The sequence below is a fragment of the Roseobacter sp. YIN89 genome (assembly GCF_057219365.1).
Genome location: NZ_JBXVVD010000003.1, coordinates 429,498 through 451,523 on the forward strand (window position 1 = coordinate 429,498; position 22,026 = coordinate 451,523).

Sequence of the window (22,026 nt, forward strand, 5' to 3'; positions counted from 1 at the left end):
AAATGGGCAAAAAATCGCCGGTTTTCAATGAACAATCCCGGTGCCTCGTTCAGGTAAGGGGCCAGTAGAAATCAGGCGGGATCCCAGCCTCGGCACGTTTCTCTTCGTTGAAAGGGGGCTTGAGCGGCCCGTGGAAATACCGGCGGACCAACTGGTGGAACTCTTCTTTTGGGTCGAGGTTGTGGCGGCCGCACAGAAAGTGGAACCACTTGGACCCATAGGCGACATGCGCGACTTCTTCGGAATAGATCACCTTGAGCGCATCAACGGCTTTGACTGCTTTGGCTTTTTCAAAGATCTCGATCATGCCCGGTGTTACATCGAGCCCGCGCGCTTCTAGGACCATCGGCACAACGGCAAGGCGCCCCATAATATCCAAGACCGTATCTTCGGCTGCGCGCCACATGCCCGCGTGTGCCGGAAGGGCGCCGTAATAGCTGCCTTCCGCTTCAAGACAGTCGCACATCAGATTGAAATGCTTGGATTCTTCATCTGCTGCTTTCACCCAGTCATCATAAAACCCGTAAGGAAAGTCTGTGTCGGTGAAGCGGGCGACGATATCCCAGTGCAGATCCACGGCATTAAGTTCGATGTGGGCGACCGCATGCAGCAAGGCGATCCGGCCCTCCGGAGTGCCGGGACGCCTGCGTGGAACGTCGCGCGGGCTGAGAAGCAGTGGCGCGTCCGGCCGCGCGGGGTGCAGAGGGGGCGCAGCCGAACCGATAGCCGGTTTGTCGCCTCCTTCGCGCGCCTCTCGCCATTGCGCGGCAAACTTACGCGACAGTGCGGTCTTTTCGCGTCCGTCTGCCGTACGCAGAACAGCTTCGGCCATTTCGGCCAGCGGCATCACAGGGCGTGCACCGCGTCCAGAACTTCCTCTACGTGACCAGGCACCTTCACCTTGTTCCAGATGCGCGCGATGGTGCCATCCGCGGCGATAAGGAAGGTGGTGCGTTCGATCCCCATGTATTTCTTGCCATACATGTTTTTTTCTTTCCAAACGCCATAGTCCTCGCAGGTGGTGCCGTTTTCGTCCGAAAGCAGCGGCACCGTCAATTCGCGTTTGGCGACAAACTTTTCGTGGCTGGCTATACTGTCTTTGGAAACGCCAAAGACCTGAACGCCGGCTGATTCAAAGGCTTCGCGTGATTGCGAAAAACCGATGCTTTCCTTGGTGCATCCCGGTGTGTCGTCCCGCGGGTAGAAAAACAGCACCACGGGTTGGCCTTTTAGGGCGGATAGTGTGACGTCGCCAGCACCAGTGCTGGGCAATGTAAAATCCGGTGCTGGTTGGGAAATTTCAGGCATAACGCTCTCTTGTCTTTTCAGAATTGTGTGTGGGTGACATAGTAGAACACAGGCGCGCGCCGCCAAGAGCGCAAATAACAAATAACACATTGATTTCCGCCCTGAGCGAGGCCGAGACCCGACTTGACGACTGAGACAACCTCGGAAAATCCTGCCACCCGGCGGGGTTGGTTTGCCCGCTTTCTGCGGGCCGCTTCCTTTGTTGTTCTATTGCTGGTCGCCTTGGGGGTTGCCGGGGCATTCTTGCTCCGAGAGCGACAGATCGCGGTACCAGAGTGGTTGCGCGAAGAAATCGAAGTGCGTCTTAACGAGGCTCTGCCTGAGGCTCGGGTGCGTATCGGATCTTTGATGGCTGTGGTCGAGCAGGATTGGCGGCCCCGGTTTCTGGTACGCAACCTGCATATTGAACGGCTGGACGGTACCCCTGTGGTCTCGTTCAGTGACATGCGGGGCAAGCTTGATCGGCAGGCGTTGATTGATCGAAGGCTTGGGCTGCAAAGCCTAGAGGTTAGCGGCGTTTTTATCACCCTACGGCGCGAAGCAGGCGGTGGCGTTGCGGTGTCTTCGGGGCAGGGTGATCAAAGCGCCAGCCGGCAATCCGCCAATCTGGCGCGGCTGGTTGGTGATCTTGGCACCCTGCTGCTGCGACCCGGGCTGGAAGAGCTGACTGATCTTGACGTGCTGGCGATCACGTTGCGCTATGAAGACGAGCGTGCCGGTCGGGCCTGGACTGTGGATGGCGGGCGCGTGCGTCTGGACCGAGAAGGGTCTGACCTCCAGATCGCTGCTGATATTGCTATTCTCGGTGGTGGCGCGGGTGTTGCTACGATTGCGGCCAACTATGCTGGTGTTATCGGCGCGCAAAACTCTGAGTTTGGCATCACGATCAATGGCCTCGATGCCGGCGATATCGCGACGCAGGGTCCCGCCTTTGGCTGGCTGGGTGCGTTGGACGCGCCGATTTCGGGCGCGCTGCGCGGCGGTTTGAACGGCGATGGCAGTCTTCGCCCGTTGAATGCAACGCTGCAAATTGGTGCAGGTGTGATCCAGCCAACCGCCGAAGCCAAGCCCATTCCTATCGACGCCGCTCGCAGCTATTTCACCTACCTGCCGCAGCAGCAGGAAATTCGTTTTGACGAGTTGTCTGTCGAGAGCAAGTGGGGCAGCGGCCGGCTAGAGGGCGGCGCGCGTCTGGTACAGGCGGCGAACGGACGGATCGAGGACTTGATCGGTCAGGTTCAACTGTCTGGTCTGCGGCTTAACCCGGCGGACCTTTATGCGGAACCGGTTGAGATATCCGCGGCCGAACTGGACTTCCGGCTGCGCACGGTGCCCTTCGCGCTTGAATTGGGTCGTTTGCAAATCCTTGACCGCGGACAAGTTCTGACTGCGCGTGGAAAGTTGTCGGCTGACCGGGGCGGCTGGGATATCGCCTTGGATGCCGAAATGGACGGGCTAAGCCCTGCGCGTCTGTTGGAGCTTTGGCCCGAAGGGGTAAAGCCCAAGTCACGCAACTGGATCAACGAAAATGTCTTTGCAGCAAAACTGAGTGACGCCTCGGGTGCGTTACGCTTTACTCAAGGCGGTGTGCCGCGCACCTATCTGGCATTTGACTTTGCAGAAGCAGACGTGCGTTTCGTTAAAACGCTGCCGCCCATTCGCAATGGTAAAGGGCATGGAACACTGGTTGACGACAGGTTTGTCGTTGTTCTGGACGAGGGCGGTGTCATCGCACCGGAAGGCGGGTTTGTGGACGGGGCTGGCAGTTCGTTCATTATTCCTGACGTGCGTGTCAAACCTGATCCACCGGGGGTCGTCCGTCTGACCGCCCGTGGCAGCACCACCGCCGCCTTGTCCTTGCTGGATCAAGAGCCGTTGCGCGTGATGACAAAGGCAAATCTCCCCGTAGCGCTGGCCGAAGGGGCCATCGATCTGAGCGGTACGATATCCCTGCCGTTGAGAAAGAAACCGCCGCTGGAATCGATCGCGTTCGATGTCGTCGGAACGGCACGAGATGTCAGTACTGACATTTTGGTGAAGAACAGGACATTGGCGGCAGACATGCTGGATATCGTGGCATCAGACGACTCGGTGCGGGTTTCCGGGAAAGGGACCATTGACGGTGTTCCGCTCGATATTGCGTGGCGGCAGCCGCTGGGTGCGCCGGGTGCTTCCTTGCCAAGCAAGATCACAGGCACCGTAGAGATAAGTCAGACAGCCTTGGACGCCTTCAATATCGATTTGCCGCCCGGGTTGGTGCAAGGAACAGGCATTGGCAATATCACGATTGATCTGGTCAAAGACACACCGCCGGCATTCAACCTGCGCTCTGATCTGCGCGGTATCACGATGGCCTTGCCCCCGATCAATTGGTTCAAGAGTTCGGATACAGAGGCTGAACTCGAAGTTTCTGCGGCGTTGGGTGCGGTGCCGGTGGTAGAAAGACTGACCCTTGGCGCGCCGGGGCTGGATGCGCAAGGCACGCTCCAGCTGACATCCGAAGGCACGCTGGACCGGTTGCGATTGCAGCAAGTGTCTGTCGGTGGCTGGCTCAACGGACAGGTGGATATTGTCGGGCGCGGCAAAGGTGTCCCCCCCCGGATAGAAGTACGTAGTGGCAGCATTGATCTGCGCCGCGCCGATTTTGGAAACAATGCGTCGTCGGGCCAGACCACCCCCCTTTCGCTGAACCTTGATCGGCTTCAGGTCACCGACACGATCGCTATTACAGACATGCGCGGTCAGTTCAGTACAGGCGGCGGTGTGGCCGGAAATTTTGAGGGTCTGGTCAATGGCGCGGCCCCTGTCAGCGGAGAGCTTGTGCCACAGGGCGCGCGCAGCAGTATACGGGTTGCCTCGCCGGATGCCGGACGCGTTTTTGCCGCCGCCGATCTGTTGCAACAGGCGCGTGGCGGGCGCATGGATCTTGTACTCGACCCGGTGGGAACAGGCGGCGCTTTTGATGGCAAATTGCGTGTCCGCGACGCCCGGATAAAAGACGCCCCGGCCATTGCCGCCTTGCTCAACGCGATCAGCATCGTCGGGCTGGTGAACGAGCTGACCGGAGACGGGATTTACTTTGACGAGATTTCCGCAGATTTCCGGCTAGGCCCGCAACAGATCACCCTGCGCGAAGCAAGCGCTGTCGGGGCGTCGATGGGATTGTCCATGGATGGTGTTTTCGTGCCGAGTACCGGCCAGATACAAATGCAGGGCGTTATTTCCCCGGTCTATCTGCTCAACGCGATTGGCAGCGTTCTGACGCGGCGTGGCGAAGGGTTGTTCGGGTTCAATTATTCGATTGAAGGCACAGCGAAAAACCCTCAAGTGTTCGTCAATCCGCTGACTGCTCTTGCCCCGGGCATGTTTCGCAATTTGTTCCGCCGCGCTGCTCCGGAAGCCCCACGTGTAGAAGGGGAAGCACCCCCGGAGCCAGAGCCCGTGCGGCAATTGCCTCCCCGTGTCAGCGGGTCTGACCGCTGAAGGACACAGGCATGAAACTGAGTGATTTTGATTTTGACCTGCCCGACGAGTTGATCGCCACACGTCCGGCGGTCCCGCGGTCCTCAGCCCGGTTGTTGGTCGCGCAGGGCGATACGATAACTGACAGCGTCGTGAGTGACCTGCCAGACTGGCTGCGCCCGGGTGACAGGCTTGTGCTGAACGATACCAAAGTCATCCCCGCGCGCCTGTCCGGAAGTCGCCATCGCGACAGCGCGCAAGGGCCGGTCAAAGCCGCAATCGATGTCACCTTGCTGGAGCCGCGCGCAGACGGCACATGGAACGCGCTGGTGCGGCCGCTCAAAAAACTGAAAATTGGCGAGGAGGTTGTCTTTTCCCACGAATTGAGCGCGACACTGACCGCGATCGAAGACGGTCAGGCTCATCTTGCGTTTAACCTTGCCGGTGACGATTTTGATCAGGCGCTGAACGCTGCGGGCGCGATGCCGCTGCCGCCCTATATCGCCGCCAAACGCCCGGCGGACGCGCGAGACAAGCAAGACTACCAGACGGTCTGGGCCCGCAATGCCGGCGCAGTCGCCGCACCAACCGCCTCGCTTCACTTTGACGCCCCCCTGCTTTCGGCGCTCAAGGCACTGGGCGTTTCATTCACACATGTGACCCTGCACGTGGGTGCGGGCACCTTCCTGCCTGTCAAAGTCGAGGATGTCACGACCCACAAGATGCATGCCGAATGGGGACAGGTCAGTGCAGAAGGTGCCGCTGAAATCGCACAGACGAAAGCTGGCGGCGGGCGGGTTATTCCAGTTGGAACAACGGCGCTGCGACTGATTGAAACGGCAGGGCGGGGCGGTCAGATTCGCGCTTGGGAAGGCGACACCGACATATTCATCTATCCGGGGTTTCAGTTTCAGGTCGCCGACGCCTTGATGACCAACTTTCATCTACCAAAGTCGACGCTGATGATGCTGGTATCCGCACTCATGGGAGAGGCGCGTATCAGGGAAATCTACGCGCATGCCATTACCGAGAGATATCGCTTTTTCTCCTACGGCGATGCATCCTTGCTGATACCAAAATCTTAATGCTGCCATAATACGACTCCGAAAAGTCGCGGCTGAACGGGACGACACGCTCTGGCTTTGTCAAAGCATGTGCAGTGACACTCCTTTTCCTCCCACAGGAGACGTTGAAAAGATGCTTCAGGTCCTTTCAAGCGCATGGGCGCTGCTCTTGGGCATGTGCCTGCTTATGATTGGCAACGGGATGCAGGGCACGTTGCTCGGTATCCGCGGCGAGATTGAAGGTTTCTCCACCTTTGAGATGTCTATCGTGATGTCCGCCTACTTTGTCGGTTTTCTGGGGGGGTCGCGGATGGCGCCAAACATGATCCGGCGGGTAGGGCATGTGCGCGTTTTCGCAGCGCTCGCGTCTCTGATCTCTGCCGTCATGATCCTGTACCCCACCGTAACAGAGGTATGGCTATGGACTGTCGGTCGGGTGCTGATCGGGTTTTGTTTCTCCGCCGTTTATGTGACAGCCGAAAGTTGGCTGAACAACGCGGCCGATAATTCGAACAGAGGACAGGCTCTGTCTCTTTACATGATTGTGCAGACAGCCGGGATCGTGATCAGCCAAGCGTTGCTGCTGGCGGCTGACCCGTCGGGCTACGTACTCTTCGTGATCCCGTCGATCCTTGTGTCCATCGCCATCACACCCATCCTGCTGTCGATCAGTCCGACGCCCGCATTCGAAGCAACCAAGCCGATGAGTCTGCGTGATCTATACGGCTTTTCGCCATTGGGGTGCGTGGGCATGTTTTTGCTCGGCGGCATTTTTTCCGCACAATTCGGCATGGCGTCGGTCTACGGCGCAAAAGCCGGACTGAGTGTTGCGCAGATTTCGACCTTTGTCGCTACCTTCTTTGTCGGTTCGGTCGTGCTGCAGTATCCGATCGGGTGGATATCTGACCGAATGGACCGACGGTTTCTCGTGCTGATCGTTTCTTGTATCGGCGCGTTCGGCTCTGCCATTGGCCTGATGCTGGGGGGCAATTTCGCGTTCCTGCTTGCCTCTGCATTTGTCGTTGGTGGTATGTCAAATCCACTTTATTCGCTGCTGATCGCGCATACGAACGACTGGCTGGAGCATGATGACATGGCGGCGGCCTCGGGTGGGCTGATCTTTATTAACGGTCTGGGCGCGATCTCTGGCCCGATCATTACGGGCTACATGATGGACGTGGTCGGCCCTGGCGGGTTTTACCTGTTTACGGGTTTGCTGTTTGTCGCGCTGGTGGCTTACGCGTTCTACCGCTCCACTCAGGGTCGTACGATCGCTGTGGAGGATACAGGTACGTATGTTCCGGTTGCGCCTAGTTACACATCTGTCGCACTGGAATATGCACAAGAATACGCCATCGAAACCGACAAGGAGGGTGAAATTGACGCAGGTGACAATTCCAATGTGTCGCCGTGACGTAATTCGTGAATAGGTAAAAGCAGAAAATGCAGGATAATATAGGCACGTGGGACGCGTGTGTACTGAGAGGTGTTATGGCAAGTCCTGAAGAAATCTTGAGTTTCTGGCTCGACGATGTGGGGCCGGAAGGGTGGTACAAGGGATCGGAAGCGCTGGACGCAAATATCCGCGCACGGTTCGAAGAGACTTACAAGGATGCATGTGAGGGGCGTTTTTCTCTCTGGCTGACGTATCCGTCAGGCGCTCTGGCGTATGTCATTCTGATGGATCAGTTCCCTCGAAATATGTACCGCGGCACCGCGCGCGCCTTTGCAACAGACCGCATTGCGATGGCCGCGGCAAAATCTGCAATCGACAAGAAATGGGATATGCGCATTGACGAACCTGCGCGGCATTTCTTTTATTTGCCGCTTGAGCATTCCGAAAATCTTTATGATCAGGACCGTTGCGTGCGACTGATGTGCGAGCGTATGCCGGAACATGGCAGCGCCTTTCTGCTGCACGCACGGGCGCACCGTGCAATTATTCGCCAGTTCGGACGTTTTCCCGGTCGTAACAGCGCCTTGGGTCGCGCATCGACCGAGCCCGAAGCAGCCTTTCTTGCTCGGGGCGGATATGGTGACACTATCCGCGAGTTGCAGGCGGACAAGGCTGCCTGACACTGGCCTGACAGGGGTGCGCATATGTCGCGCGCCCCTTCGTGTTGCCGCGCATCAGGAATTAGTTTAACGGTAAACTATATTTTTGTTCCAATGCGCGAGGACTTCACATGGCAGCGAAATCTTACGATCTGGTCGTGATCGGCGCAGGCCCGGGTGGCTATGTGGCCGCGATCCGTGGCGCGCAACTTGGTCTCTCTGTTGCGATTGTCGAGCGTGAGCATCTGGGTGGTATTTGCCTCAACTGGGGATGCATCCCGACCAAAGCAATGCTGAGGTCTTCCGAAGTGTTCCATCTGATGCATCGCGCCAAGGAATTCGGATTGAAAGCCGACAACATCGATTATGATCTGGATGCGGTGGTAAAGCGGTCGCGTCAGGTCGCCGGACAGCTTTCCGGAGGCATCGGCCATTTGATGAAGAAAAACAAGGTCACTGTTGTCATGGGGGAGGCGACAATTCCTGCCAAGGGCAAGGTGAAGGTCAAGACCGAGAAAGGCACAGAGGAACTGACCGCTAAGAATATCGTTCTTGCGACGGGCGCACGGGCGCGCACGCTGCCCGGTCTTGAGGCGGACGGCGATCTTGTGTGGACCTACAAACATGCATTGCAGCCCAAACGTATGCCGAAAAAACTGTTGGTCATCGGTTCGGGTGCGATCGGGATCGAGTTTGCCAGTTTTTACAACACGCTCGGCGCTGACACGACCGTGGTTGAGGTTATGGATCGCGTATTGCCTGTAGAAGACGCGGAAATATCAGCCTTTGCCAAGAAAGCATTCGAAAAGCAGGGCATGAAGATCATGCAAAAAGCCATGGTCAAGCAGCTGGACCGCGCCAAGGGCAAGGTTACCGCGCATATTGAGGTGGGTGGCAAGGTTGAAAAGCACGACTTTGACACGGTGATTTCTGCGGTGGGCATCGTGGGTAATGTCGAAGGGCTCGGCCTCGAAGAGTTGGGCGTGAAAGTGGACCGCACGCATGTCGTGACAGACGAGTTCTGCCGCACGGGCGTCGATGGGCTTTATGCCATCGGTGACATCGCCGGTGCCCCTTGGCTTGCGCACAAGGCAAGCCACGAAGGTGTCATGGTCGCGGATCTCATCGCGGGCAAGCATGCCCATCCGGTCAAGCCTGAAACCATTGCGGGATGCACATATTGCCATCCGCAGGTTGCCTCTGTCGGCTATACCGAAGCGAAGGCGAAAGAGTTGGGCTATTCGGTCAAGGTTGGCCGCTTTCCTTTTATCGGCAACGGCAAGGCCATCGCTCTGGGCGAACCGGAAGGGATGATCAAAACCGTGTTCGATGCCAAGACGGGCGAACTTTTGGGCGCTCATATGGTGGGTGCCGAAGTAACAGAGCTGATCCAAGGATACGTTGTTGGACGTCAACTGGAGACAACGGAAGAAGATCTGATGAATACCGTCTTCCCGCATCCGACACTTAGCGAAATGATGCACGAATCCGTTCTGGATGCTTACGATCGTGTGATCCATATGTAAGGTTGAACTGGGCCTGCGGAACCGCTGGCCTGATTTGTTTTGCAAGCCGCCGGACATACCCGGCGGCTTTTTTTGTGTTTCATTTATGGTCTGTGTGCGCGATTGCCTTCACCAAGTGCCTCTGTCATGCATCGCGCATGACGGACGCGCCGCAAAAAACTTCCTGGGCTATGGTTCTGTTGCTTTGGGCGGCCGGGCTGGGAGCAGCCGCGCAATACGGCAAAATGAGCGTCATATACGATGTTCTGCCGGAGCATTATCCGCAAGCGGGTGCAAGCCTCGGGCTGGTTGTGTCAATCGTCGGTTTCGTCGGCATTTTTCTGGGTGTCGCGGCGGGGCTCTTGGTGGCGCGGATCCGTTTTCGCCGTGCGTTACTGTGGGCGCTCTGGATGGGGGCAGCGATGTCCGCTTTTCAGGCGCTCTTGCCGCCGCTGTCATGGATGCTGGCCAGCCGCCTGATCGAAGGGCTTTCCCATCTGGGGATGGTGGTGGCGATCCCCACGCTGATCGCACAGCTCTGCGCGCCACAAGACAGGGGGCTGGCGCTGACCTTGTGGGGAACATTCTTTGGCGTAGCGTTTGCCGTTTTGGCATTTCTTGGCTTGCCACTGGTCAAGCAGCACGGGGTCGCGGCGCTACTTTTGGTCCATTCAGCATATCTGGCCATATGCGCGCTGTTCCTGTCGGCGCGCTTGAAGCGTTTGAATGCTGCGGCGCCAGACAGCCCGTTTTCCTTGCGCCAGCTAGCGCGTGACCACTTGTCGATTTATCGCTCTCCGGCGATCGCGGCGCCTGCAGTTGGGTGGGTGTTTTACACCTTTTGTTTTGTATCCATCCTGACGGTACTGCCCGGACATCTAAGCGCTGACGTGCGTGGCTGGGTCATGGGGGCAATGCCCTTGATCAGTATTGCGTCGTCTATGACGATCGGCGTCTGGTTGTTGAGGATCACTACTGCGGTTTCCGTGATCGTGCTGGGCTTTGTGCTCAGTGCGTTGAGTGTCGTTTGGATGGGTTTGACCCTGCAGCCCGTGGCGTGCCTGGCGGTGGCTGCCGCCATGGGGCTGATCCAAGGAGCCAGCTTTGCTGCTGTGCCACAACTCAACCCAACAGCCGCGGCACAGGCGCAGGCGAACGGTGGCTTGGCCCAAGCTGGAAACCTCGGCAACACATTGGGCACACCGGTGATGGCCATTGCGACGTCCGCTTTTGGCTTTGCCGGATTGCCTGTCATTGCAGCAATCGCCTTCGTCGCCGGCGCTGTGGCGCACCTGATCCTGGCATGGCGGCGAAAAGCCACTTGATGTTCTTTATTCGTTCTCATATTTTGATTGGCACTGACGCGTAATGCACCTATGTGATCAGAGGACGGATAGGGGTGTCTGATGGCAGAGCTGAAAAACATCGAAGTACGCGGCGCGCGCGAACATAATTTAAAAAGCATCGACGTGGATATTCCACGAGACCAGTTGGTCGTCATCACCGGTCTGTCGGGGTCGGGCAAGTCATCTTTGGCTTTTGACACGATCTACGCCGAAGGCCAGCGCCGCTATGTTGAATCGCTCAGTGCTTACGCCCGTCAGTTCCTGGATATGATGCAAAAGCCGGATGTGGATCACATCTCTGGTCTCAGCCCCGCGATTTCGATTGAACAGAAAACAACGTCAAAGAACCCGCGCTCGACGGTTGGTACGGTGACGGAGATTTACGACTACATGCGCCTGTTATTCGCGCGGGTCGGAACGCCCTACAGCCCTGAAACCGGCAAACCCATCGAGGCGCAGCAGGTGCAAGACATGGTCGACCGCGTGATGGCGATGGAGGAGGGGACACGCGCCTATCTTCTCGCGCCGATCATTCGCGACCGTAAAGGTGAGTATCGCAAGGAATTCCTTGAACTGCGCAAGCAGGGGTTTCAGCGGGTCAAGGTCGACGGAAGCTTTTATGAACTGGATGAACCGCCGACACTCGACAAGAAGTTCCGCCACGACATCGACGTCGTGGTCGATCGCATCGTTGTGCGAGAAGGGCTGGAGACGCGATTGGCGGACAGTTTGCGCACGGCTCTGGACCTCGCGGACGGCATCGCAATCATTGAGACCGCCCCGTCAGAGGGAGACCCCGAACGGACAACCTTTTCCGAGAAGTTCGCCTGCCCGGTGTCAGGATTTACAATCCCCGAGATCGAGCCGCGTCTGTTTTCTTTCAATGCTCCCTTCGGGGCTTGTCCAGAATGCGATGGTCTGGGTGTCGAACTGTTCTTTGACGAACGGCTGGTGGTTCCTGACCAAAATCTGAAAATTGCGGATGGTGCCTTGGCGCCATGGCGAAAGGGTAAGAGCCCGTATTTCCTGCAGACCATCGAAGCTCTTGCCAAACACTATGGCTTTAAACAGTCGACCAAATGGAAGGATCTTCCCGAGAAAGTTAAACAGGTATTTCTATACGGCTCCGGCAAGGAAGAGATTGCGTTCCGCTATGATGAAGGTGGGCGTGTCTATCAGGTTACCCGCGTATTCGAAGGTGTCATTCCGAACATGGAACGGCGCTATCGGGAAACTGACAGTAACTGGATCCGTGAGGAGTTCGAACGCTACCAGAACAACCGGTCTTGTGGCTCGTGCGGGGGCTATCGTTTGCGGCAAGAGGCGCTTGCTGTCAAAATCGGGCCGTCAAAAGGCGGCGAAAACCTGAAACATGTGGGTCAGGTTGTCGAAATGTCGATCCGGGAGGCTTTTGACTGGTGCGAGACTGTGCCAAAGTTTCTGACGCAACAGAAGAACGAGATTGCGCGTGCCATCCTAAAGGAAATCCGTGAACGGCTTGGCTTTCTCAATAACGTCGGGTTGGAGTATCTGACACTGAGCCGCAACGCAGGCACCTTGTCGGGTGGTGAAAGCCAACGTATCCGTCTTGCATCGCAGATCGGTTCTGGCCTGACAGGGGTGTTGTATGTTCTCGACGAACCATCCATCGGGTTGCACCAGCGCGACAACGACAGGCTGCTTGGCACGCTGAAGAACCTTAGGGATCAGGGTAATACCGTCATTGTGGTTGAACACGACGAAGAAGCCATTCGCGAGGCGGACTACGTCTTTGATATCGGCCCAGGGGCAGGGGTTCATGGTGGTCAGGTCGTCAGTCACGGTAAGCCGGACGCGATTGCCGCTGACGAAAACTCCATCACAGGTCAGTATCTCGTCGGCGCGCGTGAGATTGCTGTGCCCGCAGTGCGACGCAAGGGCAACAAGAAAAAGCTGACCGTCGTCAAGGCAACCGGCAACAATTTACAGAACGTCACTGTTGATTATCCGTTGGGCAAGTTCGTCTGCGTCACCGGTGTGTCTGGTGGCGGCAAGTCGACACTGACGATCGAGACGCTTTTCAAAACCGCCTCCATGCAGCTTAATGGCGCCCGTCAGACACCGGCACCCTGCGAGACGATCAAGGGGCTGGAATATCTCGACAAGGTTATCGACATCGACCAACGCCCGATTGGGCGCACACCACGGTCGAATCCGGCGACCTACACAGGCGCTTTCACCCCGATCCGCGACTGGTTCTCTGGTCTGCCCGAAGCGAAGGCGCGCGGCTACAAACCCGGCAGGTTCAGCTTTAACGTCAAAGGTGGCCGGTGTGAGGCCTGTCAGGGCGACGGGGTTATCAAAATCGAGATGCACTTCCTTCCGGATGTTTATGTCGAATGCGAGACCTGTAAAGGTAAGCGCTACAACCGCGAAACGCTGGAGATCAAATTCAAAGGCAAGAGCATTGCGGACGTTCTGGACATGACGGTCGAAGATGCGCAGGCATTTTTCTCCGCCGTGCCATCAATTCGTGAAAAGATGGACGCTTTAATGCGCGTCGGGCTCGGATACATAAAAGTGGGCCAGCAGGCCACGACCCTTTCGGGTGGCGAAGCGCAACGGGTGAAACTTTCAAAAGAGTTGAGCAAACGGTCAACCGGCAGAACACTTTACATTCTTGATGAGCCGACAACGGGTTTGCATTTCGAAGATGTGCGCAAACTGCTCGAAGTGCTGCATGAGTTGGTCGATCAGGGTAATTCTGTAATTGTGATCGAGCACAACCTCGATGTCGTTAAAACAGCCGATTACATCATTGATATCGGCCCTGAAGGTGGCGACGGTGGTGGCCGTATTGTTGCGACGGGAACGCCCGAGGAGGTGGTCAACGTCGAACAGAGCTACACCGGCCGGTATCTCAAGCCAATGCTTGAGGTAAAGCGGAAGGTCGCAGCAGAGTAACTGTGCATCGCGGATCAGTAAGAAAAATGGCGCCTCCTCGGGCGCCATTTATTTGTAAGCTGACAGGTACCCGCCGCTTCTGTTTCAGATTATCGTGAAGCATCCTGCCAACCCTGTAGACTTGCGATGCAATGATGCCCACCGGATCGATTGCCTTGCCGTTAGCATCGCCTTGATAGTCATAAACACCAACGCATGTCTCATCTGCAATGAGGCGGTTTTCGGGGCTCTGCCGCGCCGCCTGGGTCGTGCTGATGGGTTTCGGCTAGATGTTAGAAAAAGCCTTCGGCTGCCGCTCCACTAATGCAAAACCAGCACCAAGGCTGCTGGCGCGGGAGCATCTGTTTGCGTGCTATGTCTGTGTCAGTCGAGGATCGCGCCGATTGCACCAATCAGGTTGATGACCTCACGGGTTTCGCGGTCGATCTGGTATACATAATCGTTCGAACGCACGTAGGTGCCGTCTGATTTCAGCCCATAGCGCTTGGGATCGCGAATGAAGAGGTAATCGCCGTCAATGCGTTCTCCAACATTGTAGCGAAAATCACCGTTTTGCGCCCGCTTCTTTTTGACTTGACCTGGTGGGACACACGGCACGGCTTTCTTTGCCAACCCGGGCGGGCATCCTTTAGGGGCGGCGGAAACAACGGCACTGGTGCCAAAGGTCGCGGTTGCAGCAACTGCGGCGATCAACGCATAACGCATGAGTGCTCTCCTTTTCATCTCAGGACACAAACGAGTGACCCTGATGAATTGTTCCGGTTTCTGGCACCCTGACTACGAGCCTTGACGCCGTGCAACCGGTTGACGGGAAGAAAGCCGCATTAGACGGAGATTTCAGTTTGCTCTGCCTTTTGAGGCAAACCGGGGCAACATTGCTGAGAAATCCTTGCCAAGACCGTCCTCTTTTTCGACGAATTGTTTGTAAAGACTGAGCGCCAGAGCCCCCATAGGGGTGTCCGCGTCGACAGAGTTGGCTGCTTGCTGTGACAGGCCGAGATCCTTGAGCATCAATTCTGCAGCAAAACCGGGTGTGTAGCCGTTATCTGCAGGGCTTTGCGGCCCAACACCGGGGGCAGGGCAGTAGGCATTCATGCTCCAACTGTATCCTGACGAGGTGCTAACCACGTCAAACATCTTTTGTCGGTCGAGCCCCAGTTTATCAGCCAGCGCAAATGCTTCGCATGTTGCTATCATCGTGGCACCAAGGATCATGTTGTTGCAGATTTTGGCAGCTTGGCCGGCCCCTGCATCACCGCAATGCACCGCCTTTTGTCCCATTATCTCGAAAAGCGGCTGTGCTGCAGCGAAGGCGTCGTCCGCGCCCCCAGCCATAAACGTCAAGGTGCCGGCAGACGCGCCGCCAATCCCGCCCGATACTGGCGCGTCAACAAAACCGATGTTGCGCGCCGCGGCCATCTCGGCGATCGCACGCGCGCTCTCTACATCGACGGTGGAGCAGTCGAGGAACAAGGCTCCAGCCTTCATCTCCGGCAGGATGTCTTCTGCTACGCGGCGCAATATGTCGCCATTCGGCAGCATCGTCATCACAACGTCAGCGCCGCTGACCGCTGCTGCTGCCGAAGGCGCAGCCTCAACCCCTTCCGCGGATGTACCGGCCGTGTCGAAGCCAGTGACCACCATACCGGCCTTTGCGAGGTTTGCGGCCATGGGCGCTCCCATGTTCCCAAGACCGATAACGGCAACTTTAGTTTCTGGCATCTGTGACCCTTCCAATTTCAGCGCGTCTTTGCCCAAAGGCATGAGCATTTTGCTTACGGCGACAACCGGCACGTTGGCGTCGGCAAACTGCCATTGCGGGTTTCGATCTTTGTCGATGATGGCAGCGCGAATGCCCTCAAGCAAATCGCCGTGTTCCATCGCACGATAGGTGAAGCAGTATTCGAGGTTCAAGGCCTTGGCGATACTGATAGAGGGGCCGCGCAGCCGGTGGATGACCTCGAGCGTGCAGGCCATGGACAAGGGGCTGTTGCGCCCCATCGACTTCATTGTGGCCTGCGTGAAGTCACTGTCATCCTGGCGCAGCGTCGTCAGAATATCCCCGAGCCGTTCTCCTCCGAAGTGCTGGTCAATTTGGACCTGCAAAGCGGCAAGCGCACTCTCCGGCGGTGCAGATGCCGCCGCGGCCACGTCGCTTGCGGTTGCGTCGGCCTCCAATGCCGCGATTAAGTCGGGCCAAGCGTCCTCCTTGATGTAATGGTCGGCAAATCCCGCGAAAATCGCATCTGCTGCGGACATGCGTGCCGCAGTCAGTCCGAGATATTCGCCGATGCGGCCGGGCGCCAATGCCAGCATAAGCGTACCACCCACGTCCGGGATCAGCCCAATGCCACACTCAGGCATCGCGATGCGGCTGCTGTCACCAACCACACGGTGGGTTCCGTGACATCCCAGCCCGACACCACCACCCATCGTGAACCCCTGCAGGAACGAAATGACCGGTTTGGGATAATTAAAAATCTTTGCGTTCAGCCGGTACTCGTCCGCCCAGAATTTCTGACCATATTCGAAGTTGCCAGCCCGGCCTGTGCGATAGAGTTCTGCAATGTCGCCGCCAGAGCAAAAGGCGCGGTCGCCCGCTGCGTCCAGCACCACATGTGCGACCTCCGGGTCCGAACGCCATGCGTCCATCGCGGCCTCGATGGCAAGGCACATGTCGTAGGTCATGGCGTTCAGCGCGTCCGGCCGGTTCAAGGTGATGCGCCCGGCGGCGTTGATTTTCCGGATGATGACGTCTGACATAGTGCGACCGCTCCCTGTTACTGGGGCGGTTATCGCGCGGTGTGCTGGCGGCGGCAAGACCGTCTGTCGCGCAAAGAAAAAGAGCGGCCCAAAGACCGCTCTTTTCCCGATTGTTCTGGAACGATCAGACCAGCGCAGCGTCCGCGTTGTAGATCGTCTCGTATCCCATGTCTTCGAGGATCGCGAGCGTCAGATCCGTGATGTTTTCGGCATTGTTGGTGATGTAGGTTGTCCCCATCTCGTTGCCGACAGATTCATCAAGGTGACCGTTTCCGTTGAGCGGTACCGCGCCACCATAAACATCCATCGCGTTGTCACCGATGAAATTGCCGTTCGAGATCAGGCCGTCACGGCTCCAAGTGGTGCCCCAGCCAATGGCGTGCAGCATTTCGTGCATCAGCAGCTCATCCAGCATCCCCCAGGATTCGGCAGTGCCGATGTCGTTGGAGTCGATCCGGACGCCGCCTTCGGCAACCATGCCGTCGGAGCGCAGCGAAATCCATCCACCGCGGCCCCAGACACTACCGCCGCCGTCGATGTTCTCGTTGTAGAGTTGGATGCGCACGTCATCGATGTCACCGGCATCTGAAAGGTCGCCGATGATCAGATCGCTGAGGATTTCAGCCTGCTCTGCCGCCGCAGCTTTCTGCGACTGGGTCCAAGTGTTATTGAAGTTCAGTTCAACGTTGAACCCGTTTGGTGTGTCAGCGCCGGAAATATAGGTGTTGCTGTCGATCCAGCCAAAATTGGTCGGGGTGGGTGTTGGCTCGGGCTCCGGCTCTGGTTCGGGCAGGGGCGCGGGGTCAGGCTCTGGCAGAGGTGCGGGTTCGGGCTCCGGCTCTGGCTCTGGTAAAGGTGCGGGCTCCGGCTCCGGTTCGGGCTCAGGCAGTGGTGCGGGCTCCGGCTCTTGCTCCTGCGATTGATCTTTGTTTTTCTTGCCCTTGCCGCGGCCACCGCCACCGCCGTCGGTTTCGGTTTTCCAGCTTGGCCCGCCCTTGTTGGAGCGTGCGTCAGCCTCGACCTGGATTTCTTCTGCTTCATGATTGTGCGCGCAGTCTTCGCCGCAGTTCTCATCACACACGTGGTCCTCGCCATGTGCGTGGCCGCCGTGATCGTGGTTGAGCATGTCCTCTTCGGTTGTCGAGATGGCATAACCGAACTCGATGCTTTCGCCTTCAGGTGCATCTACAATGCCCCGTGCGGCTGCTGAGACGGCTGCGCCACGTGCGCCGGGGTCGGATGCGGCAATTGCGGCTTGTACCTCTGCACTGCGACCGCCTCCGTTAAAGAAGCTGGCAACGACGTCGGTGTCGAAACCATTCGGCAGAACGTTTTTGGACTTGAAATTCATTGGCATTGGCAGACTGCTCCGGTTTTGTCTCCGCACCCCCAGGGATGGTTCTTAAGCAGCCAATAGGTCAAAAAAAAGGCGCCCCGCAAGGCGCCTTTCCTTAAAATTGTCACAGTCTATGCTGGTTAGGCGGATTTCCGCGCCCGCTTGCGCATATACGCGCCGACGCCGATCGCAGTCAGCATCAATGGCAAGCCAGCAGGCACTGGAACTTCCGGTGTTCCTGGCTCGTCGCATTCTGGATCGAACGAACCAGGCACACAGTCACCCGGTGTTCCGGTCACACCGTACAGGTTCACGTGAGACATCCCGGCTCCGTTTTGCGGGTCGATGAAGTAGGTAAAGTCGCCTGGCACGTCATCGGCTGCAATTTTGAATATCGCCCAAGTTGGGTTGCCACTATTGCCGACCTTAAGGCCAAGGAACAACTCAAGGTATGTACCAGTGAGGTTTGCAATGGTGATCGTACCAGTTGTACCTGTCACGCCATCAATTTCAGTAACAGTGCTAGAAGCCACGTCGCCACTGAGCACGCCGCTCTCGACACCACCCGCGTCGGACTTATCGATCAAAACGCCATCTGTCAGTGTTGACAGGAACGGATCAGTTGCCGAGCCGTTGATGTTTCCGGTCCCGTAGTCCACGCACTCAAGCGCGGGATCCAGATTGAAGTTTCTGTCCAGAGTGACGCCATTCGGGCAATCGACGCCCGCGGCTTCGACGCTTGTAGACGTCATTGCAAGGCCAAGGAACATCGCTGCCCCTGCGGCCAATGTTGTAAGACCTTTTGTGCTAAACATAAAACTGCACCCCTTCATTGGAGCAATGCCCCGATTAATAAACATAGGAGGCAAGCCTCCCACACCCTCGTCACTTTTTTGCCATAATTCGCGCGTTGTAGCAAATTATTAACGATTAAATTGCTGCGTTTTTGGCATATTCCACCATGGGTAGTGGCTTTTGGCAGTTTTGGCGGCGGGGTGTGAAAACGTACTGTTTCCGATTTTGAGATAATGCCGATTAAACGCCGCTATTGACGAACCAATTTGAGCAAAACATGCCGTCTCTGTGCGCATGTGGCGACTGGGATGGGTTCCGCTGCGGCACGTCATGCATGCTGATTCTGTGCGCTGGCGAACGAAAGCTGGCATGGGCGCAAAGCAATCTGCGCCCATGCGTGTGTCAAAGCTGTTGTTTATTCCATGACCGGGATGGAGAATTCGCCACCTTCCTTGATTCCGGAAGGCCAGCGCGCGGTCACAGTCTTGGTGCGGGTGTAGAACTTGAACGCGTCTGGGCCGTGCTGGTTGAGATCGCCAAAGACGGACTTCTTCCAGCCGCCAAAGGTATGGTAGGCGAGCGGCACGGGGATCGGCACGTTGACGCCCACCATGCCCACGTTCACCCGGTTCGCAAAATCTCTCGCCGCGTCACCGTCGCGGGTGAAGATCGCGGTGCCATTTCCGTACTCGTGGTCCATCGCCAGCCCCAGCGCCTCTTCGTATGACTGTGCACGCACACAGGTCAGCACGGGGCCAAAGATCTCTGTCTTGTAGATGTCCATGTCTTTGGTCGCGCGGTCAAAGAGATGTGGCCCGACGAAAAATCCGTCTTCGTAACCTTGCAGCTGGAAATTCCGGCCATCGACAACCAGTTCGGCCCCCTGATCAATACCCGTTTGGACAAGCCGTTCGATGTTGGCCTTGGCTGCGGCTGTCACGACGGGGCCGTAATCCACATCGTTGCCAGCAGTGTAGGGGCCGACTTTGAGCTTTTCGATACGCGGTACCAGCTTTTCGATGAGCCGGTCCGCGGTTTCGTCGCCCACAGGAACTGCAACCGAAATCGCCATGCAGCGTTCGCCTGCAGCGCCGTATCCGGCGCCCACCAATGCGTCGGCCGCCTGATCCATATCGGCGTCGGGCATGATGATCATGTGGTTCTTTGCGCCGCCGAAACACTGAACGCGTTTTCCGTTGGCGCATCCGGTGCCGTAAATGTATTCCGCGATCGGGGTCGAGCCGACAAAGCCCACGGATTGAATGACCGGGTCGTGCAGAATGGCATCAACCGCTTCTTTGTCGCCGTTGACCACCTGCAATACGCCCTTCGGCAGCCCGGCTTCTTCCATCAATTCCGCAAGCATCAGCGGCACCGACGGGTCGCGCTCTGATGGTTTCAGAATAAATGCGTTGCCGCATGCGATTGCCGGCGCGAACATCCACATCGGGATCATTGCCGGAAAGTTGAACGGCGTGATGCCCGCGGTGACCCCTAAAGGCTGACGCATGGAGTACATGTCGATACCCGGTCCGGCGCTATCGGTGTATTCGCCTTTCAACAAGTGCGGTGCGCCGATGCAGTATTCAACCACTTCCAGACCCCGCTGAACGTCTCCGGCGGCATCGGGCAGAGTCTTTCCGTGTTCGCGGCTCAACGCTTCGGCGAGCTTGTCCATATCGCGGTTAAGCAGATCGACGAACTTCATCAAGACACGCGCGCGTCTTTGCGGGTTCACTGCGGCCCAGACCGGTTGTGCGGCGGCGGCATATTCGACGGCTTGCGTCAATTCATCTTTGGACGCCAGCGGCACTTTGGCCTGCACCTCACCCGTTGCCGGGTTCATGACGTCGGCGAAGCGGCCTGATGTTCCGTTGACGTGTGCGCCGTTGATGTAGTGGGTTAGCTCTTGCATCGGTGTCTCCTTGCATGACGTGACCGGGGGTCGAAGCGACAATCTCGCTGCCCGTTTTAGTCTTGCAGAAATCCTTGTAAAAGCCCAAAGGTAGCAAAGTGGTTTTGCAAAAATGCAAGACGATCGGAGCCTCAGATGCAGGAAAACTGGGATGATCTGCGGATTTTTCTAGCCGTCGCGCGAGAAGAGAGCCTCTCTGCTGCCGGCAAGGCGCTGCGCCTTGATCCAGCGACCGTCGGTCGGCGCGTCCAGCGGCTCGAAACCGCGCTTCAGGCCACACTGTTTGTGAAGTCCCCTCAGGGGTACGCTCTGACAGAGGCCGGGGTTTTGTTGCGGGACAGGGCAGAACTGGCGGAGCGTGCGATGCGCGGCGCTGTTGCAGAACTGCCGGTGCCACATGACACGCTGAGCGGTCAAATCCGGATCGGAGCGCCCGACGGCGCGGCCAATTTTCTGCTGCCGCAAGTGTGCGCAGCGATCAGCAAGACCCATCCTGATCTCGAAGTGCAGATCGTTGCACTGCCGCGTGTGTTCAACCTGTCGCGCCGCGAAGCAGACATGGCCGTTGCAGTAAGCGCGCCAACGGCTGGACGATTGATCGTGAAAAAAATCACAGATTATCAGTTACATATGGCAGCAGCATCTAGCTACCTGAAAGCACACCCAAAGGTCCGGCATCCGCGGGACCTCGCAGGCCACCGGATCGTTGGCTACATCCCTGACATGATCTTTGATCGGGAATTGGACTATCTGGCGGACATCGGCGTGCCACGGGTTCATCTGGCCTCAAACTCTGTTGCGGTGCAGTTAAACCTCATCCGCAAGGGTGGGGGGATCGGGGTCGTGCACGACTTTGCACTGCCCTCTGCGCCGGGGGTGGAGAAACTGTTGGCGCAAGAAGTCAGCCTGAGCAGGTCGTTTTACCTGATCCGCCACGAAGATGACCGGCGTAATCTGCGGCTGAGCCGGTTTGCCGATGCGCTAAGTGATGGGCTGCGCGAGGAAGTTGCACGCTTGGAAAGCTTGACTTGAAGGATCATTGCGGAGACGCTTGGACCACAAGACTTGTTGAAACAGGAGGTTACCCGATGCTCGTCTCACAGATACTCAAGACCAAAAGTGTAGATGAGATTATCACGGTGAAGCCGTCGCTGACCGTGTCCGAAGCGGCCCGGATCTTGTCAGACAAAGGTATCGGTACGGTCGTCGTGTCGCGCGACGGTCAGAAAGCCGACGGGATCCTTTCCGAACGTGACATCGTGCGCGAAATTGGCGCACGCGGTGCGGGCTGCCTGACGCATACCGTTGAAACCCTCATGACATCAAAGCTCGTAACCTGCGGACCGGATGACCGCGCAGATGATGTGCTGCGCAAGATGACGGACGGACGATTCCGGCACATGCCGGTGCTTGAAGACGGCACGCTGCGCGGACTGATTTCACTCGGTGATGTGGTCAAAGCGCGATTGATGGAACTGGCGATGGAAAAAGATGCGCTCGAAGGCATGATCATGGGCCATTGAGGCGCGATTGC

16 protein-coding genes and 1 pseudogene are annotated in these 22,026 nt (G+C 57.4%); 9 read left to right on the forward strand and 8 right to left on the reverse strand.

Annotation, left to right across the window (positions count from 1 at the left end):
• Nucleotides 1–49: 49 nt before the first annotated feature.
• Together AC2D8V_RS14445 and AC2D8V_RS14450 are read right to left on the reverse strand one after the other, a co-directional pair.
• Nucleotides 50–847, reverse strand: coding sequence for a ferritin-like domain-containing protein (locus AC2D8V_RS14445; RefSeq protein ID WP_484734279.1), 798 nt, complete (start codon nt 845–847; stop codon nt 50–52).
• Nucleotides 847–1,308, reverse strand: coding sequence for a peroxiredoxin (locus AC2D8V_RS14450; RefSeq protein WP_484734280.1), 462 nt, complete (start codon nt 1,306–1,308; stop codon nt 847–849). Before AC2D8V_RS14450 ends, AC2D8V_RS14445 begins: the two co-directional genes overlap by 1 nt.
• Before the next feature lie 123 nt (nt 1,309–1,431).
• On the opposite strand from AC2D8V_RS14450, the gene AC2D8V_RS14455 reads away from it, so the two are divergent.
• From AC2D8V_RS14455 to uvrA, 7 genes are all read left to right on the forward strand, one after another.
• On the forward strand, nt 1,432–4,791 hold the full coding sequence (locus AC2D8V_RS14455) for a YhdP family protein (protein ID WP_484734281.1): 3,360 nt from the start codon (nt 1,432–1,434) through the stop codon (nt 4,789–4,791).
• Between the two features lie 11 nt (nt 4,792–4,802).
• Nucleotides 4,803–5,855 carry a tRNA preQ1(34) S-adenosylmethionine ribosyltransferase-isomerase QueA gene (gene queA / locus AC2D8V_RS14460; RefSeq protein ID WP_484734282.1) on the forward strand — a complete coding sequence of 351 codons (1,053 nt, stop codon included), beginning with the start codon at nt 4,803–4,805 and terminating at the stop codon, nt 5,853–5,855.
• Nucleotides 5,856–5,967: 112 nt separating this feature from the next.
• Nucleotides 5,968–7,248 carry an MFS transporter gene (locus AC2D8V_RS14465; protein ID WP_484734283.1) on the forward strand — a complete coding sequence of 427 codons (1,281 nt, stop codon included), beginning with the start codon at nt 5,968–5,970 and terminating at the stop codon, nt 7,246–7,248.
• 77 nt (nt 7,249–7,325) lie between these two features.
• Nucleotides 7,326–7,910, forward strand: a complete 585-nt coding sequence (locus AC2D8V_RS14470; RefSeq protein ID WP_484734562.1) for a DUF924 family protein — start codon at nt 7,326–7,328, stop codon at nt 7,908–7,910.
• Nucleotides 7,911–8,020: 110 nt separating this feature from the next.
• A complete protein-coding gene (gene lpdA / locus AC2D8V_RS14475; protein ID WP_484734284.1) occupies nt 8,021–9,415 on the forward strand; it encodes a dihydrolipoyl dehydrogenase in 1,395 nt (464 codons plus the stop codon).
• Between the two features lie 137 nt (nt 9,416–9,552).
• Nucleotides 9,553–10,719: an MFS transporter gene (locus AC2D8V_RS14480; RefSeq protein WP_484734285.1), complete on the forward strand. Its 1,167-nt coding sequence runs from the start codon at nt 9,553–9,555 to the stop codon at nt 10,717–10,719.
• 81 nt (nt 10,720–10,800) lie between these two features.
• A complete protein-coding gene (gene uvrA, locus AC2D8V_RS14485) occupies nt 10,801–13,683 on the forward strand; it encodes an excinuclease ABC subunit UvrA (RefSeq protein WP_484734286.1) in 2,883 nt (960 codons plus the stop codon).
• A gap of 363 nt (nt 13,684–14,046) precedes the next feature.
• Here the strand turns inward: uvrA and AC2D8V_RS14490 are convergent, their stop codons facing one another.
• From AC2D8V_RS14490 to AC2D8V_RS14515, 6 genes and pseudogenes are all read right to left on the reverse strand, one after another.
• Nucleotides 14,047–14,388: an excinuclease ABC subunit A gene (locus AC2D8V_RS14490; protein ID WP_484734287.1), complete on the reverse strand. Its 342-nt coding sequence runs from the start codon at nt 14,386–14,388 to the stop codon at nt 14,047–14,049.
• Between the two features lie 132 nt (nt 14,389–14,520).
• On the reverse strand, nt 14,521–15,447 hold the full coding sequence (gene mmsB / locus AC2D8V_RS14495) for a 3-hydroxyisobutyrate dehydrogenase (RefSeq protein WP_484734563.1): 927 nt from the start codon (nt 15,445–15,447) through the stop codon (nt 14,521–14,523).
• A pseudogene (locus AC2D8V_RS14500) lies at nt 15,433–16,446 on the reverse strand (enoyl-CoA hydratase/isomerase family protein); the annotation flags it as partial. The pseudogene AC2D8V_RS14500 and the gene mmsB, both read right to left, overlap by 15 nt.
• A gap of 124 nt (nt 16,447–16,570) precedes the next feature.
• A complete protein-coding gene (locus AC2D8V_RS14505) occupies nt 16,571–17,803 on the reverse strand; it encodes a hypothetical protein (protein WP_484734288.1) in 1,233 nt (410 codons plus the stop codon).
• A gap of 119 nt (nt 17,804–17,922) precedes the next feature.
• The gene (locus AC2D8V_RS14510) at nt 17,923–18,597 is read right to left on the reverse strand and encodes a VPLPA-CTERM sorting domain-containing protein (protein ID WP_484734289.1); all 675 of its coding nucleotides are present in this window, start codon (nt 18,595–18,597) and stop codon (nt 17,923–17,925) included.
• Between the two features lie 395 nt (nt 18,598–18,992).
• Nucleotides 18,993–20,492 (reverse strand): CoA-acylating methylmalonate-semialdehyde dehydrogenase, encoded by a 1,500-nt coding sequence (locus tag AC2D8V_RS14515; protein ID WP_484734290.1) that lies wholly within the window; start codon nt 20,490–20,492, stop codon nt 18,993–18,995.
• 135 nt (nt 20,493–20,627) lie between these two features.
• Here AC2D8V_RS14515 and AC2D8V_RS14520 point away from each other — a divergent pair, with 135 nt between their 5' ends.
• On the forward strand, nt 20,628–21,524 hold the full coding sequence (locus AC2D8V_RS14520; protein ID WP_484734291.1) for a LysR family transcriptional regulator: 897 nt from the start codon (nt 20,628–20,630) through the stop codon (nt 21,522–21,524).
• Between the two features lie 56 nt (nt 21,525–21,580).
• Nucleotides 21,581–22,015 carry a CBS domain-containing protein gene (locus AC2D8V_RS14525; RefSeq protein ID WP_484734292.1) on the forward strand — a complete coding sequence of 145 codons (435 nt, stop codon included), beginning with the start codon at nt 21,581–21,583 and terminating at the stop codon, nt 22,013–22,015.
• The last annotated feature ends 11 nt before the right edge of the window (nt 22,016–22,026 follow it).